Raw genomic sequence first — 14355 nt, forward strand, 5'->3', positions numbered from 1 at the left:
GGCCATGTATATCGATTCCCATTGCCACATCAATTTTCCCGATCTCGCCGCGCGCCTGCCCGAGATTTTCGGCAAGATGGCCGAAAACAAGGTCAGCCATGCGCTGTGCGTCTCGGTGGACCTGCCTGACTTCCCGCAAGTGCTCGCCCTGGCCGAACAGTATCCCAACATCTACGCCTCGGTCGGCGTGCATCCCGACTACGAAGACACGCCCGAGCCCGACGTCGCGCAGCTGGTCAAGCTGGCCGAACATCCGCGCATCGTCGCCATCGGTGAGACCGGGCTGGACTATTACCGCCTGCAGGGCGATCTGGAATGGCAGCGCGAGCGCTTCCGCACCCATATCCGCGCCTCGCGCGAAACCGGCAAGCCGCTGATCATCCATACCCGTTCCGCCTCGGAAGACACCATCCGCATCATGCGCGAAGAGGGCGCCAGTCCCGATGCCGGCGGCGCGGCCGGGGTGATGCACTGCTTTACCGAGTCGCAGGAAGTGGCCGACGCGGCCATCGAGCTGGGGTTCTATATCTCGTTTTCCGGCATCGTCACCTTCAAGTCCGCCAAGGACCTGCAGCAGGTGGCGCGCACCATTCCGCTGGAACGCATGTTGATCGAGACCGACTCGCCCTACCTGGCGCCGGTGCCGTTCCGCGGCAAGACCAATGAACCCGGTTACGTGCGCCATGTCGGAGAGTTCATCGCCGACCTGCGCGGCATTTCGGCCGACGAGGTCGCGCGCCAGACTTCCGCCAATTTCTTCAAGCTGTTCGGAATCAAACAATGACGTCTTTGCTGGAAAAGCTCCGTTCCCGTTTTCCCCGTTTCCGCGGCCTGGGCCGCGTCCTGCTCTACACCTCGCTGCTGCTCCCGGGCGCGGCGCGCGCCGGCGCCTATGAGGACTATTTCCAGGCGATCCGCATGGACAACGTCTACTTCCTCAAGCAGCTCATGCAGCGCGGCATGGGACCCAACCTGATCGAGCCCAAGCGCGGCTATACCGGCCTGATGCTGGCCATCCGCGAAGACTCGATGAAGGCTTTCGAGGTGCTGGTCAACGCGCCGGACGTCAATCTGGAAGCCCAGGCCGTCAACGGCGACACGCCGCTGATGCTGGCCGCCTTCTATGGCAACGTGCCGGTGGTGAAGCTGCTGCTGTCGCGCGAGGTGGAGGTCAATCGCCAGGGCTGGACGGCGCTGCATTACGCCGCCATCAACGGCAGCTCCGAGATCGTCAAGCTGCTGCTGGATGCGTCCGCTTACATCGACGCCGAGTCGCCGGACGACAAGATGACGCCGGTCATGCTGGCGGCCATGCGCGGCCGTGTGGCGGCGGTGGCGGTGCTGCGCGACGGCGGTGCCGACCTGACGCTGAAGAACAAGGACGGCCTGACCGCGCTGGACCTGGCGCAACGCTACGGCCAGGACGGCGTGATCGACGTGCTCAAGGAGCCGCCGAAGCAGTGAGCCCCACGTCATACGTCTGTGGCAGATAAAAAAATCCCGGAGCGCCGCAAGGCGTCCGGGATTTTTTTGCGCTGTTCGCGTGCGCTCAGGCGCGCAGGGCGCGTGCTCAGGGCACGAGAATTTGCGGGCCGACGTCCTTGATGTCCTTGGTGCCGGTCAGGGCCATGCTCACGTCCAGCTCCTTGCGCAGGATTTCCAGCATCTGCGACACGCCTTCGCCGCCCATGGCGCCCAGGCTGTAGAGGAAAGCGCGGCCGATCATGGTGCCCTTGGCGCCCAGTGCGGTGGCCTTGAGGATGTCCTGGCCGCTGCGGATGCCGCCGTCGAACCAGACCTCGATCTGGTCGCCCACCGCCTGGGCAATCGCCGGCAGCGCCTCGATCGACGACATCGCGCCGTCCAGCTGGCGCCCGCCGTGGTTGGACACCACCAGCGCGTCGGCGCCGGTCTGGGCGGCGATCTTGGCGTCTTCCACGTCGAGGATGCCCTTGAGGATCAGCTTGCCGCCCCATTGTTCCTTGATCCAGGCGACGTCGTCCCAGTTCAGGGTCGGGTCGAACTGGCTGGCGGTCCACTTGGAGAGGGTCTGCACGCCGCTGCCGCTGTTGCCGCCGTTGATGTGGCCGGCCAGGTTGCCGAAGGTCTTGCGTCCGCCCAGCGCCCGCAGCGCCCAGCCGGGTTTGCTGGCCAGGTCCAGCAGCGTGTCCAGGGTCAGCTTGGGCGGCACCGACATGCCGTTCTTCAGGTCCTTGTGGCGCTGGCCGAGGATCTGCAGGTCCAGCGTCAGCACCAGCGCCGAGCACTTGGCGGCCTTGGCGCGGTCGATCATGGACTTCACGAAGCCGCGGTCGCGCATCACGTAGAGCTGGAACCAGAACGGCTTCTTGGTGACGCTGGCGACGTCTTCGATGGAGCAGATGCTCATGGTCGACAGCGTGAAGGGGATGCCGAACTTCTCGGCGGCCATGGCGCCCAGCATTTCGCCGTTGGCCCATTGCATGCCGGTCAGGCCGGTCGGAGCGATCGCCACCGGCATGGTGACGTCGTGGCCGATCATGGTGGTGCGGGTGCTGCGTTCGTCGACATTGATGGCCACGCGCTGGCGCAGCTTGATGGCGGCCAGGTCGTCGCTGTTGGCGCGGTAGGTGCCTTCGGTGTACGAGCCGCTGTCGGCATAGTCGTAGAAGGCTTTGGGAACCCGCTTTTTCGCCAGCAGGCGGAAGTCTTCGACACAGGTCATGACCGGCATATTGTTATCTCCGTATAAATGAAACGCGGCGTTTGCCGCCGGGCGGTGTGGACTGCAGGCACGAACCGGAATCGGGGCTGCTCTCAGGATGCGTCATCCTAGAGCAAAGCGGCGATGCGTGGGGTGAATCCATTTCCGGCTATCCATGAAAATTTTATATGAGGTCACCCCGGGCGGATATGGGCGCCAGCTTTGGATGGCTATGGATTGCGGCAAATGATTCAGGGGTTTTCTTCAGGCCGGCGGGAGACCAGCCGCTTGGCCGCCGCCGTGCCGCTGCGCACCGCGCCTTCGAGCGTGGCCGGGTAGTCGCCGGCCACGTAGTCGCCCGCCAGCGCCAGCCCGGCAGGCAGGCCCGCGTTGTCCGGCCGGACCAGTCCCGGCGTGCAGGAGAAGGTGGCGCGCTTTTCCGTGATGAGCTTGCTCCAGCGGGGCGCGGCCAGCGCCGGCATGCCGAAATCGTCCGCCAGTTGCCGGACGATGCCTTGTTCCAGCGCGGCGTGGCCGTCTTCGACGGCCGTGCCGGCTGCGCTGACCACCACCGCCAGCAGGCCCGCCGGGCCGCCCAGCTGGCCGCGGTCGAACACGAACTGGCCCCACGCGCGGCGCGCGGGATCGTCCGCCAGCGCGTAGAACGGCTGCGGCAGCCGCAGGCCGTCGTCGTACTGCAGGTAGCAGGTGCTGATCGGTTCGTGTTCCAGGGCGCGCAGCAGGGTGGTATCGGCGTGGCCATCGAGCAGTTGCGCGGCCGCTTCGGGGCCGGTGGCCAGGACCGCGCCGGCGAATTCTCCCAGGCTCTCGCCCTGGCGGTCTTCCAGGCGCCAGGCGCCGGGCTCGCTGCCGGGCAGCAGGCGGCTCACGGCCGTGCCGGTGTGCGCCTGGCCCGCGTGGCGCGCCAGCCAGGCGGCGGCGGCTTTGGGCAGCAGGGCGCTCAGGTCGATGCGCGGGATCAGCATGTCCGACGCCGCGCGGCGTGCGCCAAGGCTGTCGCGCAGCACGTTCAGGAACACCCGGGCTGACGCTCGTTCGGGCGGCGTGTTCAGGGCGGCGATGCACAGCGGGTTCCACATCAGGCGGATCAGGCGCGGGGTTTGCTCGTAGCGCTCCAGCAGCTCGGCCACGCTGCAGTCCTGGTGCAGTTGCCAACCCATCCAGCGCGCGGTGCTGGAAAAGCGCGCCAGCGCCATCTTGTCGTCGCGCCCCAGGCCTTTGGCGCGCAGCAGCGCGAACGCCACATGCAGCGGCGCCGGCAGGCGCGGCGCGGCGAAGTCCATGCCGTCGGCGCCCGCGGCCAGCGGGTAGCGCATCTGCAGCGGCAGGCGCAGCATGGCCTCCGAGGGGGAAATGCCGACCTGCTTCATCAGTTTCAGGCAGGCGGCATAGGCGCCCAGCAGGATGTGCTGGCCGTTGTCCAGCAGGCGACCGTCGGCCTCCACCCGGCGCGCGCGCCCGCCCAGCGTGCGCGATGCTTCGAAGAGGCTGACCCGATGGCCGGAGCCCGCCAGCGCCACCGCGGCGGCGCAGCCGGCCCAGCCGCCGCCGACGACGGCGTAGTGGCGCGGGGCGTTCATCGGGGAAGGGCGGCCGGCATCAGCCGCTCAGCCGAAGACGTAGGTTTTCCACGCCAGCCACAGCTTGCGGATGGGCGTGAGCGAGATGCGCTGGTTCAGCACGTGGTAGCCGTCGCGCTCTATCTCGTCGAGCAGGGTGCGGTAGATGGCCGCCATCATCAGGCCGGGACGCTGGGCGCGCCGGTCTTCCTTGGGCAGCAGGGCGAAGGCCTCGTCGTAGACGCCGCGGGCGCGCTGCACCTGGAACTTCATCAGCGCCTCGAACTGGTCGCTGTGGCGGGCGTTGAGGATGTCGGCCGCGGTCACGTTGAATTGCTGCAGCTCGTTGACCGGCAGGTAGATGCGGCCCTTGCGGCCGTCTTCGCCGACGTCGCGGATGATGTTGGTGAGCTGGAAGGCCAGCCCCAGCTTTTCAGCGAACAGCAGGGTGCCGCCCTGGGTGTGGCCGAAGATGCTGGCCGACAGGATGCCCACCACGCCGGCCACGTGCCAGCAATAGCGCTGCAGGCCGGGATAGTCGAGGTAGCGGCTCTGGTCCAGGTCCATCTCCATGCCGTCGATGATGGCCTGCAGGTGTTCTCCCTTGAGCTTGTAGACGGCCACGTGGGGATACAGGGCCTTGGTCACCGGATGGCTGGGATTGCCTTCCAGCATGGCGGCGATTTCCTTGCGCCACCACATCAGCTTGGTGCGCGCCACCATCGGATCCTCGATCTCGTCGACGGTGTCGTCGACTTCGCGGCAGAAGGCGTACAGCGCCGTGATCGCGCGCCGGCGTTCCGGCGGCAGGAACAGGAAGCTGTAGTAAAAGCTGGAACCGCTGGCGGCGGCCTTCTGCTGGCAGTATTCGTCTGGAGACATGGATGGCGGTGGCTGCGTGTTCGGTGCGAGGCCGGAATATGCCCGTCAAGGCACCCGGGGCGGGCAAAATCCGGCAAAGGCGCTATGCTAGCCGAGTGCGCACGGCAGGGCAAATGCGGCAGCGGTCTCTTATTGCGGCCGCCGGCGTTGTCCATTAAGCTCAGCGCATCGATCGCCCGCAAAAAATGATGGCAGGAGCATAAAAATCAGGGCGCCGCATGCCGATATGGATACAGGAACCGGCGAGGCAGCACAGACCGACCGGAGCAGCGCTAGCGAACATACGAGGAGGCTGGAGACGTCATGGACAGACTGGAAATCTTTCGCAATATCGCATCGCAGGCCGGACGCGGGGAGCTGGTGTTCCCGGCCAACGTCAGCGCATCGATGAAGCTGCAGCAGGCGTTGTCGGATCCCGACTGCCACCTGGAGCAGGCCGCCAAACTGGTGATGGCCGAGCCGCTGGTCTCGGCGCGCACCGTGGCCATCGCCAATTCGGCCGCCTACAACCGCTCCGGCGGCGAAATCAACAACGTACGCACGGCCGTGATGCGGCTGGGCTTTCGCACCCTCAACACCATCACCACCTCGGTCATCGTCCGCCAGCTGGGGCGCACCATCAGCAACCCGGCCATGCGCATCAAGTCGGCGCAGCTGTGGGAGCATTGCGCCCACGTCGCGGCGACGGCGCATGTGCTGACCGCCAAGCTGACCAACGGCGATCCCGAGACGGCCATGTTCGCCGGCATCGTGCATGAGGTCGGCGGCTTCTACCTGCTCTCGCGCACCGATGAATATCCCGACCTGCTGGCGGGCGGCATCGAGGACTGGGCTGAATATGGGGAGAAGATGATCGGCCGCGCCGTGCTGAAGAAGCTGGGCGTGCCGCAGCCGGTGGTCGACGCCATCGAGTCGCTGTGGCACGGCGTGCGGGTGCTGCCGCCGCAAACCATCGGCGACGTGCTGCTGCTGGCCAAGGAGCTCTCGCCGGTGCCTTCGCCGCTGCAGCGCACCGTGGCCGAAGCCGGCATCGGCGGCGAGAACCTGGTGGACGATTACATCGGCGACCAGTCCCTGCGCAACCTGCTCGACGATTCGGAAGAGCAGATCCGCTCCCTGACCTCGGCCTTGCTGGTCTGACAACGACTGCAGGCCTGCTTGCGCCCGTTCGGCCATCATCGGCCGCGCAGGCGTTTTTCGTTTAGTTTGTCGTCTACATGGTCAGGCCGCGCCAGCCCACGACCATCCAGTCGGCCTTGCCCAGTTTCGGCCGCTGGCGGAAGACATCGCCTCGCACGGCCTCGATGCGTTCCAGGATGCGCAGGCCGCCCTGGACCACCAGCCGCAACTCCCAGCCTATCCGCCCCGGCAGCCGCCGGGCCAGCGGCGCGCCCGACAGCATCAGGGCGCGAGCGCGTTCCACCTCGAACTGCATCAGCCGGCGCCAGTTGTCGCCGTCGGTCGCGGCGGCGATATCGGCTTCGCTCACGCCGTAGCGCTGCAGGTCTTCCTGCGGCAGGTAGATGCGCGCTTTTTCCCAGTCGACGGCGACGTCCTGCCAGAAATTGATCAGCTGCAGCGCGCTGCAGATGGCGTCGGAGTCGCGCAGGTTGGTTTCGCTGGCCGCGTCGTAGAGATGCAGCATCAGCGTGCCGACCGGGTTGGCCGAGCGCCGGCAATAATCGAGCAGGTCGTCGTAGCTGGGGTAACGGGTGGTCACGACATCCTGCCGGAAGGCTGAGAGCAAATCGCGAAAGGGCTGCAGCGGCAGCCGGTAATCGCGAATCGTCTGTTGCAGGCGCTCAAAGATCGGCGGCCGGCAAGGCTGGCCGGATTCGATCAGGTCCAGTTGCTCTTCATAGGCCTGTAGTGCCGCCAGGCGCTGCGGGGCGAGGGCGTCGCCTTCGTCGGCGAGATCGTCGGCGCTGCGGGCGAAGGCGTAGATTGCGGTCACGGCCGGGCGCAGGCGGGCCGGGAGCAGCAGGGAGGCAACGGGGAAGTTTTCGTAGTGGTCGACAGCCATGAAGGCGCTTTTTCCGGTTCGGGTCTGCTGAAGATGCTGCGGATTTTCAGCCCGAATAGTAAAGGAAAAACGGCGCGGCCCGACGGCCGACTGCGCGCGGCGGTCTCAGTCGATAGCGCGGGCCGGCCCGCATGGCCGGACAGGCGCGGGTCAGCCGACCGCCTGGAGCTGCGGCTCGCCGCCCGGCTGGGCCTTGTAGATTTCGTAGCCGCTCTTGCCGTTGCGCTTGACCTGGTACATGGCGCTGTCGGCGCACTGGATGAGCTTGTGCAGGTCGCGCGCGTGCAAAGGGTAGAGGCTGATGCCGATGCTCGCCCCAAGCAGGTACTGGCGGTCGCCGACCTGCACGTGCTGCATCATCTGGGCCAGCAGTTTCTTGGCCACTTCGAAGGCCTGGTTCTCGCTCTCCAGCTGGGTGCCGATGACGATGAATTCATCGCCGCCCACGCGCGCGCAGATGTCGGTGCTGCGCACGATGCCCTTGATGCGCGCGGCGATGGCCTTGAGCACCTCGTCGCCCACATGGTGGCCGGCGGTATCGTTGATCGGCTTGAAGTTGTCGAGGTCGATGTAGAAGATCGCCACCATGTGATGCGGGCGTGTGGCCAGCAGCAGCGCATGGTCGAACAGGGTATTCATGTAGCGCTTGTTGTTCAGGCCGGTCAGCGGGTCGAGAAAGGCCATGTCCAGCGCCTTGGCCTCGGCATCGACCAGGCGCCGCTGGAACAGCGTCAGCATGGCGCCCAGCAGGGACAGGTACTGCAGCGACACCAGGATCGTGCCCAGCACGAAGCCGGTCTTGAACCAGCCGGGCTGGAAATCGATCACGACCGGGCCCACGAGCCAGTGCACGCCCATGGCCGCGCTGGCGGCCGCGGTCATGTGCAGCCAGCCCTTGGAGTCATTGCGGCGCTGGTAGCTGAACCAGGCGATGGCGAACATGAAGCCCGCGTTCGTCACCGAGTAACCCAGGCTGCGCGCCAGCGTCGAGGCGTCCTGCGTCCATGCCGCCAGCAACCACAGCTCGGCGGCGGCGGCGGCGATCCAGAACCAGCGCTCCCTGGCGTCGATACCGAGGAATCGGCACAGGCCGGTCAGCAGCAAGGGCTTCTCGAGCACGTTGAGCACGGCGTAGGCGGTGACGATGAGCTTCATGTCGCCGCTGGGGATCAGCAGGACCAGCGTGAGGCGCGCGAGGAGCGCGAAGGAAATCGAGGCGGCCCACCAGCCCGAACCGGGATTGGTGCGCGGGACGCGGTAGGTCCAGAGGAACATCAGCAGAAACACAAGGTAAACGCTGAAGCCAAAGGTATGCACAATCTCGTACGACATGAACAGTCACCCCCGCCCTTGAAATCGGCATCACTCGTTTTTTTCTGGTAATCCCAGGATCCGAGATGAGCGGCTTCGCAGCGAAGCGCCAGGTCATGATCCCCCTCATGGTTGAAGTGATAATAAACAAGGCGGCCGGTGCGGTAAACAGGCAGAGCGCAAAGCGTGCCGTTTGCCCACAAAGCTTGTCTGGAAAGGATTTGCGGGCAGGTCCGCTTATTTCCGGAGGGCTATTTTTCGGTGAGGTTTCGTGTGCGGCGAGCGGGCGGGCGACGCATTCCCCGGGCAAGGCCGGGGCGTGGCGGGAGAGATGTCAGCGCAATCCCGGGCTCAGTCGAACTTGTCCTTGAGCAGCGCTTCGATGGTCGCGATTCGCGTTTCCACCGTCTCCAGCAAGGCGGTCGGCATATTGCCGCCGACGGCGAGCTGGGCGGCGAGCGAGCGGGCGATGCCCATGGCGCCCTGGGTGAACTGCTTGCCGTCCTTGGACAGCACCGCCGCTGCCGTAAACAGCGTGGAGAACAGGATCTGGTCGGCGGTATTGTTTTCGATGAACTTGTTGAGCAGCGCGTTGTGGCTTTGCTTGAGCGCGTCGAATTCTTCCTGGGTGGGCATGGCGGTTCCTGGAATAGGGCCTGAAGACTTCCGGCGCGGCGACGAAGCCTCGCTCAGGCCGGAAGGGTATACGGTTTCAGGGAATCATCTGGTGCGAGGAGGGGGACTCGAACCCCCACACCATTGCTGGCGTCAGGACCTAAACCTGGTGCGTCTACCAATTTCGCCATCCTCGCTGAAGGTGTCGGTCATCGGCGCGATAGCAGTCTGGAAGCAGTGTGCAGCAGATTTGCCGCTACCGATGCGGGTAGCTTTTTATCAAAGCGCGCTATTGTACTGCAAGCCGTTGCCAATGTCCGTTTTTTTGCGGAAAGCTTGTCAGCCCACTGGAAAGGGCCGGCGGGGCAGTATCATGCGCGCTCGGATCCGTTCTCTGTTCCTTCGGTCCTTTTCCTCTCTTTATAACGGTTTTTCATGACACGCTATCGCCATTACAAAGGCGGCATCTACGAGTTCGTCGGCGATGCCATCCTCGAATCCGACCTGTCTCCCATGGTGGTCTACCGGGCCGCCGATGGCCGCCTGTGGATTCGTCCCAGCGCGGTTTTTCATGAACTGGTCGAAGTCGACGGCAAGCAGGTGCCGCGCTTCGAGAAGATCGCGGACTGATCGTCCGCTCCAACCTACGGATATTCCATGAAACAGACATCACGCGCGCTGGCCGGCGTCCTGCTCCTGGCGGGCGTCGCGGCCGCGCCCATTTCGCTCGCCGAGGACCTGGCCGACGTCAGCACGGCTTTTCGCTGGCTGGGAAAGAACGACCGGGTGGTCATCGAAGCCTATGACGACCCCAAGGTGCTGGGCGTCACGTGTTACGTCTCGCGCGCCCGCACCGGCGGCGTGAAGGGTTCGGTCGGCCTGGCCGAAGACAAGGCGGAGGCCTCCATCGCCTGCCGCCAGGTGGCGCCGACCCTGCAGTTCACCGGCAAGCTGCCGGTGCAGGAGGATGTGTTCACCGAGCGCATGTCCATCCTGTTCAAGCGCCTGCACGTGGTGCGGGTGGTCGATGCCAAGCGCAATACGCTGGTCTACCTGACCTATTCGGACAAGCTCATCGACGGCAGCCCCATGAACGCGGTCACGGCCGTGCCGGTGGCCGCCTCCACGCCGATACCGGTGAAGTAGGCGCCGTCGGGCGCGGGCAGACAAGGCGTTTTCCCGTGGGCAACGGCGGGGCTTCGGGGTGTCGGCTGAAGCCCGCGCCAGCCTTGCATTGCGGGCAATGACGGGGCTTTCGGGTTTGTTTGCGATGCGGCAAGTCCAATTTTGGACTTGCCGTGGTTTTTGCGTATAAAATAGCGAGCTTTAGCGCGGTCGGGCTGGCCGCTTTTCGTCTGGAAAATATTTCGATGCGGACGGGAAGCGAATGCTCCGGCTTACGGAATTCTTAATTATTTGGACGATTTAAATGGCAACTGCAGTCGAAACCCTGAGCAAACTCGAACGTCGTATGACCCTGACTTTCCCGCTGGCCGATGTTCAGGCTGAAGTGGAAAAGCGCCTGAAGGTGCGTGCCCGCACTGCCAAGGCGCCGGGTTTCCGTCCGGGTAAAGTGCCGATGAAGATGGTTGCCGCCCAGTTCGGCTACCAGGTCGAAACCGAAGTGCTGAACGACAAGGTCGGCCGTGCATTCAACGACGCTGCCGTGGAAAACAACCTGCGCGTCGCCGGCTTCCCCTCGATCGAACCCAAGACCAGCGAAGAAGCCGGCGAAGGCCAACTGGCTTTCAACGCCACCTTCGAAGTCTATCCGGACGTGGCCATTGGCGATCTGACCGGCGCCGAAGTCGAAAAGACCACCGCTTCGGTGTCCGACGCTGAAATCGACAAGACCATCGACATCCTGCGCAAGCAGCGCGTGCACTACCACGTCAAGGGCGAGCAAGGCGCGCACGGCGACGGCGGCGCTGACCAGTCGGCTCAGAACGGCGACCGCGTGACCGTGGACTTCGTCGGCAAGATCGACGGCGTGGAATTCCAGGGCGGCAAGGCCGACAACTTCCCGTTCGTGCTGGGCGAAGGCCGCATGCTGCCGGAATTCGAAGCTGCCACCATCGGCCTGAAGGTTGGCGAAGCCAAGACCTTCCCGCTGGCATTCCCCGAGGACTACCACGGCAAGGACGTGGCCGGCAAGACCGCAGAATTCACCATCACCCTGAAGAAGGTCGAATGGGCGCACATGCCTGAAGTCGACGCAGTCTTCGCTCAATCGCTGGGCATCGAAGACGGCGATCTGGGCAAGATGCGCGAAGACATCAAGAAGAACCTGGAGCGCGAAGTCTCCGCACGCACCAAGGCCCAGACCAAGGACAGCGTGATGAACGCCCTGATCAAGGCAAGCGACCTGGAAGTGCCGAAGGCGCTGGTCGAGCAGGACGTCGAGCGCCTGGCTGAAATGGCCAAGCAGGACATGGCCCAGCGCGGCATGGACCCGAAGGTCATGCAGCTGCCGCGCGAGCTGTTCACCGCGCAGGCCGAGCGCCGCGTGCGCCTGGGTCTGATCCTGGCTGAAGTGGTCAAGGCCAACAAGCTGGAAGCCACCGAAGAGCAGGTCAAGGCCCAGATCGAAGATTTCGCCCAAAGCTACGAAGACCCGCAGCAAGTCCTGAAGTACTACTTCTCCGACCGTCGCCGCCTGGCTGAAGTCGAAGCCCTTGTTTTGGAAGAAAACGTCGTCAACTACGTTCTCGGCAAAGCCAAGGTTTCGGAAAAGCCGGTTTCGTTCGACGAACTGATGGGCAATCAGGCGCAAGCGTAATCGGGTTTTCTCGCGTAGTATCGGAAAACATTTTTACGCTAAGGATGCACACATGACAGGTCTGATCAGAGGTTCTGCACTGGACACGCAAATGCTCGGCATGGTGCCGATGGTGATCGAACAGAGCGGCCGCGGCGAGCGCGCGTATGACATCTACTCGCGCCTGCTGAAGGAACGCATCATTTTCCTGGTCGGACCGGTCAATGATGCTACCGCCAACGTGATCGTCGCCCAGCTGCTGTTCCTGGAAAGCGAAAACCCGGACAAGGACATCTCGCTGTACATCAATTCGCCTGGCGGTTCGGTTTCGGCCGGCATGGCGATCTTCGACACCATGCAGTTCATCAAACCGCAAGTGTCGACGCTGTGCACGGGCCTGGCCGCGTCCATGGGCGCATTCCTGCTGGCCGCCGGCGCCAAGGGCAAGCGCTTCTCGCTGCCGAACTCGCGCATCATGATTCACCAGCCACTGGGCGGCGCCCAGGGCCAGGCATCGGATATCGAGATCCAGGCGCGTGAAATCCTGTACCTGCGCGAACGCTTGAACGGCATCCTGGCCGAACGTACCGGCCAGGACGTCGAAAAGATCGCGCGCGATACCGATCGCGACAACTTCATGTCGGCCGACGCCGCCGTGGAGTATGGCCTGATTGACAAGGTGCTGACCGAGCGCGGTTGAGCTTGCAGTGCGGTAAAACGCCGTAAAAATGCCCGGATGCATTGCCGTCCGGGCATTTTTTTTACGGATTTGGCAAAGAGCGGCTTTTCGGGCTCTGTTTTCTTGATAAATCGGTGCGGCGATGACATATAACTGTCAGGAAGCGAACCGGAATCGGGGACGGGCGTCGAAAAATGACCAAGCCGTGACGAATCCGTATTTCGCGGGTATGATCAAGTCGTAACTTCTATCCTTGTAGCTCTATGTCTGAGAAAAAATCATCCAGCGGCGAAAAGTTGCTTTATTGCTCCTTCTGCGGCAAAAGCCAGCACGAAGTCAAGAAGCTGATCGCCGGCCCTTCGGTCTTCATCTGCGACGAGTGCATTGACCTGTGCAACGACATCATCCGCGATGAAGCCGCCAGCGTGGAATCGGTCCCGGGCGCCAAGTCGGACCTGCCGACGCCGCAGGAAATCAGCGAGCTGCTGGACCAGTACGTCATCGGCCAGTCCACCGCCAAGCGCATCCTGTCGGTAGCGGTGTACAACCACTACAAGCGCCTGAAGCACATGGGCAAGAAGGACGACGTCGAACTGGCCAAGAGCAACATCCTGCTGGTCGGCCCGACGGGTTCCGGCAAGACTTTGCTGGCGCAGACGCTGGCGCGCATGCTCAACGTCCCGTTCGTGATCGCTGACGCGACCACGCTGACCGAAGCCGGCTATGTCGGCGAGGACGTCGAGAACATCATCCAGAAGCTGCTGCAGAACTGCAATTACGAAGTCGAGAAGGCCCAGAAGGGCATCGTCTATATCGACGAAATCGACAAGATTTCCCGCAAGTCGGACAATCCTTCGATCACCCGCGACGTCTCCGGCGAGGGTGTGCAGCAGGCGTTGCTGAAGCTGATCGAAGGCACCATGGCGTCGGTGCCGCCGCAGGGCGGCCGCAAGCATCCGAACCAGGATTTCGTGCAGATCGACACGACCAACATCATGTTCATCTGCGGCGGCGCATTCGACGGCCTGGCCAAGATCATTTCCGACCGCTCCGAAAAGAGCGGCATCGGTTTCTCGGCCAGCGTGAAGAGCCAGACCCAGAAGACCAATTCCGAGGTGCTGCTCAACGCCGAGCCTGAGGACCTGGTCAAGTTCGGCCTGATTCCCGAACTGGTCGGTCGTCTGCCGGTCATCGCGACCCTCAATGAGCTGGACGAGGAAGCGCTGATCCAGATCCTGGTCGAGCCGAAGAACGCCCTGATCAAGCAATACGCCAAGCTGCTGCAGATGGAAGGCGCGGAACTGGAAATCCGCCCGGCCGCCATGCATGCCATCGCCAAGAAGGCGCTGGCGCGCAAGACCGGCGCGCGCGGCCTGCGCTCGATCCTGGAGCACGCATTGCTCGACGTGATGTATGAATTGCCCAGCCAGCAGAACGTGGCCAAGGTCGTGGTCGACGAAAACACCATCACCAACGGCGCCAAGCCGCTGCTGATCTACCACGACCAGCCGAAGGTGTCCGGCGCTTAAGCACGTTGCGCAAGCGCGGGATTGCCGAAGGAGCAGTGGTGCGGCGCATGAAGATGTGCCGCATCATGCAGAAATGGCCGCACAAAGTCCGGTATCCGCAAAAGCGGTAAAATAAACCGGCGGAACATACTCTGGCTTCCATCGAAAAGCCACCCGGAGGAGACTTCGTGTGTGGCTTTTTTAGTTTTTATTGCGATCATGACATTGGTCTCCCGGCCGTGATTTTTTAGCTCAGCCGGACTTGTGTTTTGATCACTCGTGCCAACATCATTCACAGTATTCATTGATAAGGCCC

At 63.7% G+C, this 14355-nt stretch carries 15 protein-coding genes and 1 tRNA gene; 8 read left to right on the plus strand and 8 right to left on the minus strand.

Annotated features, from left to right (window positions below; translation table 11 throughout):
• Nucleotides 1-4 precede the first annotated feature (4 nt).
• Both CEJ42_RS08935 and CEJ42_RS08940 read left to right on the plus strand, forming a co-directional pair.
• On the plus strand, nucleotides 5-784 hold the full coding sequence (locus tag CEJ42_RS08935; RefSeq protein ID WP_079214761.1) for a TatD family hydrolase: 780 nt from the start codon (nucleotides 5-7) through the stop codon (nucleotides 782-784).
• Nucleotides 781-1464, plus strand: a complete 684-nt coding sequence (locus CEJ42_RS08940; RefSeq protein WP_079214762.1) for an ankyrin repeat domain-containing protein — start codon at nucleotides 781-783, stop codon at nucleotides 1462-1464. Before CEJ42_RS08935 ends, CEJ42_RS08940 begins: the two co-directional genes overlap by 4 nt.
• A 106-nt stretch (nucleotides 1465-1570) precedes the next feature.
• Here the strand turns inward: CEJ42_RS08940 and CEJ42_RS08945 are convergent, their stop codons facing one another.
• The 3 genes from CEJ42_RS08945 to hpnD all read right to left on the minus strand — a co-directional run bounded on the left by CEJ42_RS08945 (nucleotide 1571) and on the right by hpnD (nucleotide 5145).
• Entirely contained in the window at nucleotides 1571-2713 is a 1143-nt protein-coding gene (locus CEJ42_RS08945; protein ID WP_079214763.1) for an alpha-hydroxy acid oxidase, read from the minus strand.
• Nucleotides 2714-2934: 221 nt separating this feature from the next.
• Nucleotides 2935-4284: a hydroxysqualene dehydroxylase HpnE gene (gene hpnE, locus CEJ42_RS08950; RefSeq protein ID WP_088750686.1), complete on the minus strand. Its 1350-nt coding sequence runs from the start codon at nucleotides 4282-4284 to the stop codon at nucleotides 2935-2937.
• A gap of 27 nt (nucleotides 4285-4311) precedes the next feature.
• Nucleotides 4312-5145 (minus strand): presqualene diphosphate synthase HpnD, encoded by an 834-nt coding sequence (gene hpnD / locus CEJ42_RS08955; RefSeq protein ID WP_079214765.1) that lies wholly within the window; start codon nucleotides 5143-5145, stop codon nucleotides 4312-4314.
• Between the two features lie 303 nt (nucleotides 5146-5448).
• Between hpnD and CEJ42_RS08960 the strand changes: the two genes are divergently transcribed.
• The gene (locus CEJ42_RS08960; RefSeq protein ID WP_079214766.1) at nucleotides 5449-6285 is read left to right on the plus strand and encodes an HDOD domain-containing protein; all 837 of its coding nucleotides are present in this window, start codon (nucleotides 5449-5451) and stop codon (nucleotides 6283-6285) included.
• Between the two features lie 73 nt (nucleotides 6286-6358).
• Here CEJ42_RS08960 and hpnC read toward each other — a convergent pair whose 3' ends face one another.
• From hpnC to CEJ42_RS08980, 4 genes are all read right to left on the minus strand, one after another.
• Nucleotides 6359-7168: a squalene synthase HpnC gene (gene hpnC, locus CEJ42_RS08965; RefSeq protein ID WP_088750687.1), complete on the minus strand. Its 810-nt coding sequence runs from the start codon at nucleotides 7166-7168 to the stop codon at nucleotides 6359-6361.
• Nucleotides 7169-7318: 150 nt separating this feature from the next.
• Nucleotides 7319-8500 (minus strand): GGDEF domain-containing protein, encoded by a 1182-nt coding sequence (locus CEJ42_RS08970; RefSeq protein WP_079214768.1) that lies wholly within the window; start codon nucleotides 8498-8500, stop codon nucleotides 7319-7321.
• A gap of 330 nt (nucleotides 8501-8830) precedes the next feature.
• Nucleotides 8831-9115 carry a hypothetical protein gene (locus CEJ42_RS08975; RefSeq protein ID WP_079214769.1) on the minus strand — a complete coding sequence of 95 codons (285 nt, stop codon included), beginning with the start codon at nucleotides 9113-9115 and terminating at the stop codon, nucleotides 8831-8833.
• 89 nt (nucleotides 9116-9204) lie between these two features.
• Nucleotides 9205-9291 (minus strand) — tRNA-Leu (locus CEJ42_RS08980).
• A 238-nt stretch (nucleotides 9292-9529) separates the two neighbouring features.
• Here CEJ42_RS08980 and CEJ42_RS08985 point away from each other — a divergent pair.
• From CEJ42_RS08985 to clpX, 5 genes are all read left to right on the plus strand, one after another.
• Nucleotides 9530-9724, plus strand: coding sequence for a DUF1653 domain-containing protein (locus CEJ42_RS08985; RefSeq protein WP_079214770.1), 195 nt, complete (start codon nucleotides 9530-9532; stop codon nucleotides 9722-9724).
• Nucleotides 9725-9751: 27 nt separating this feature from the next.
• Nucleotides 9752-10240, plus strand: a complete 489-nt coding sequence (locus CEJ42_RS08990) for a CreA family protein (protein WP_088750688.1) — start codon at nucleotides 9752-9754, stop codon at nucleotides 10238-10240.
• Between the two features lie 283 nt (nucleotides 10241-10523).
• Nucleotides 10524-11873, plus strand: coding sequence for a trigger factor (gene tig / locus CEJ42_RS08995; protein WP_079214772.1), 1350 nt, complete (start codon nucleotides 10524-10526; stop codon nucleotides 11871-11873).
• Nucleotides 11874-11925: 52 nt separating this feature from the next.
• Entirely contained in the window at nucleotides 11926-12552 is a 627-nt protein-coding gene (gene clpP / locus CEJ42_RS09000; RefSeq protein WP_079214773.1) for an ATP-dependent Clp endopeptidase proteolytic subunit ClpP, read from the plus strand.
• Between the two features lie 242 nt (nucleotides 12553-12794).
• Nucleotides 12795-14060, plus strand: a complete 1266-nt coding sequence (gene clpX / locus CEJ42_RS09005; protein WP_079214774.1) for an ATP-dependent Clp protease ATP-binding subunit ClpX — start codon at nucleotides 12795-12797, stop codon at nucleotides 14058-14060.
• Here clpX and CEJ42_RS24455 read toward each other — a convergent pair.
• Nucleotides 14057-14344 (minus strand): hypothetical protein, encoded by a 288-nt coding sequence (locus tag CEJ42_RS24455; protein ID WP_129587691.1) that lies wholly within the window; start codon nucleotides 14342-14344, stop codon nucleotides 14057-14059. The two genes, clpX and CEJ42_RS24455, sit on opposite strands and share 4 nt — an antisense overlap.
• Nucleotides 14345-14355 lie beyond the last annotated feature (11 nt).

This window comes from Herbaspirillum robiniae, assembly GCF_002213415.1.
Lineage (GTDB): Bacteria > Pseudomonadota > Gammaproteobacteria > Burkholderiales > Burkholderiaceae_D > Herbaspirillum > Herbaspirillum robiniae.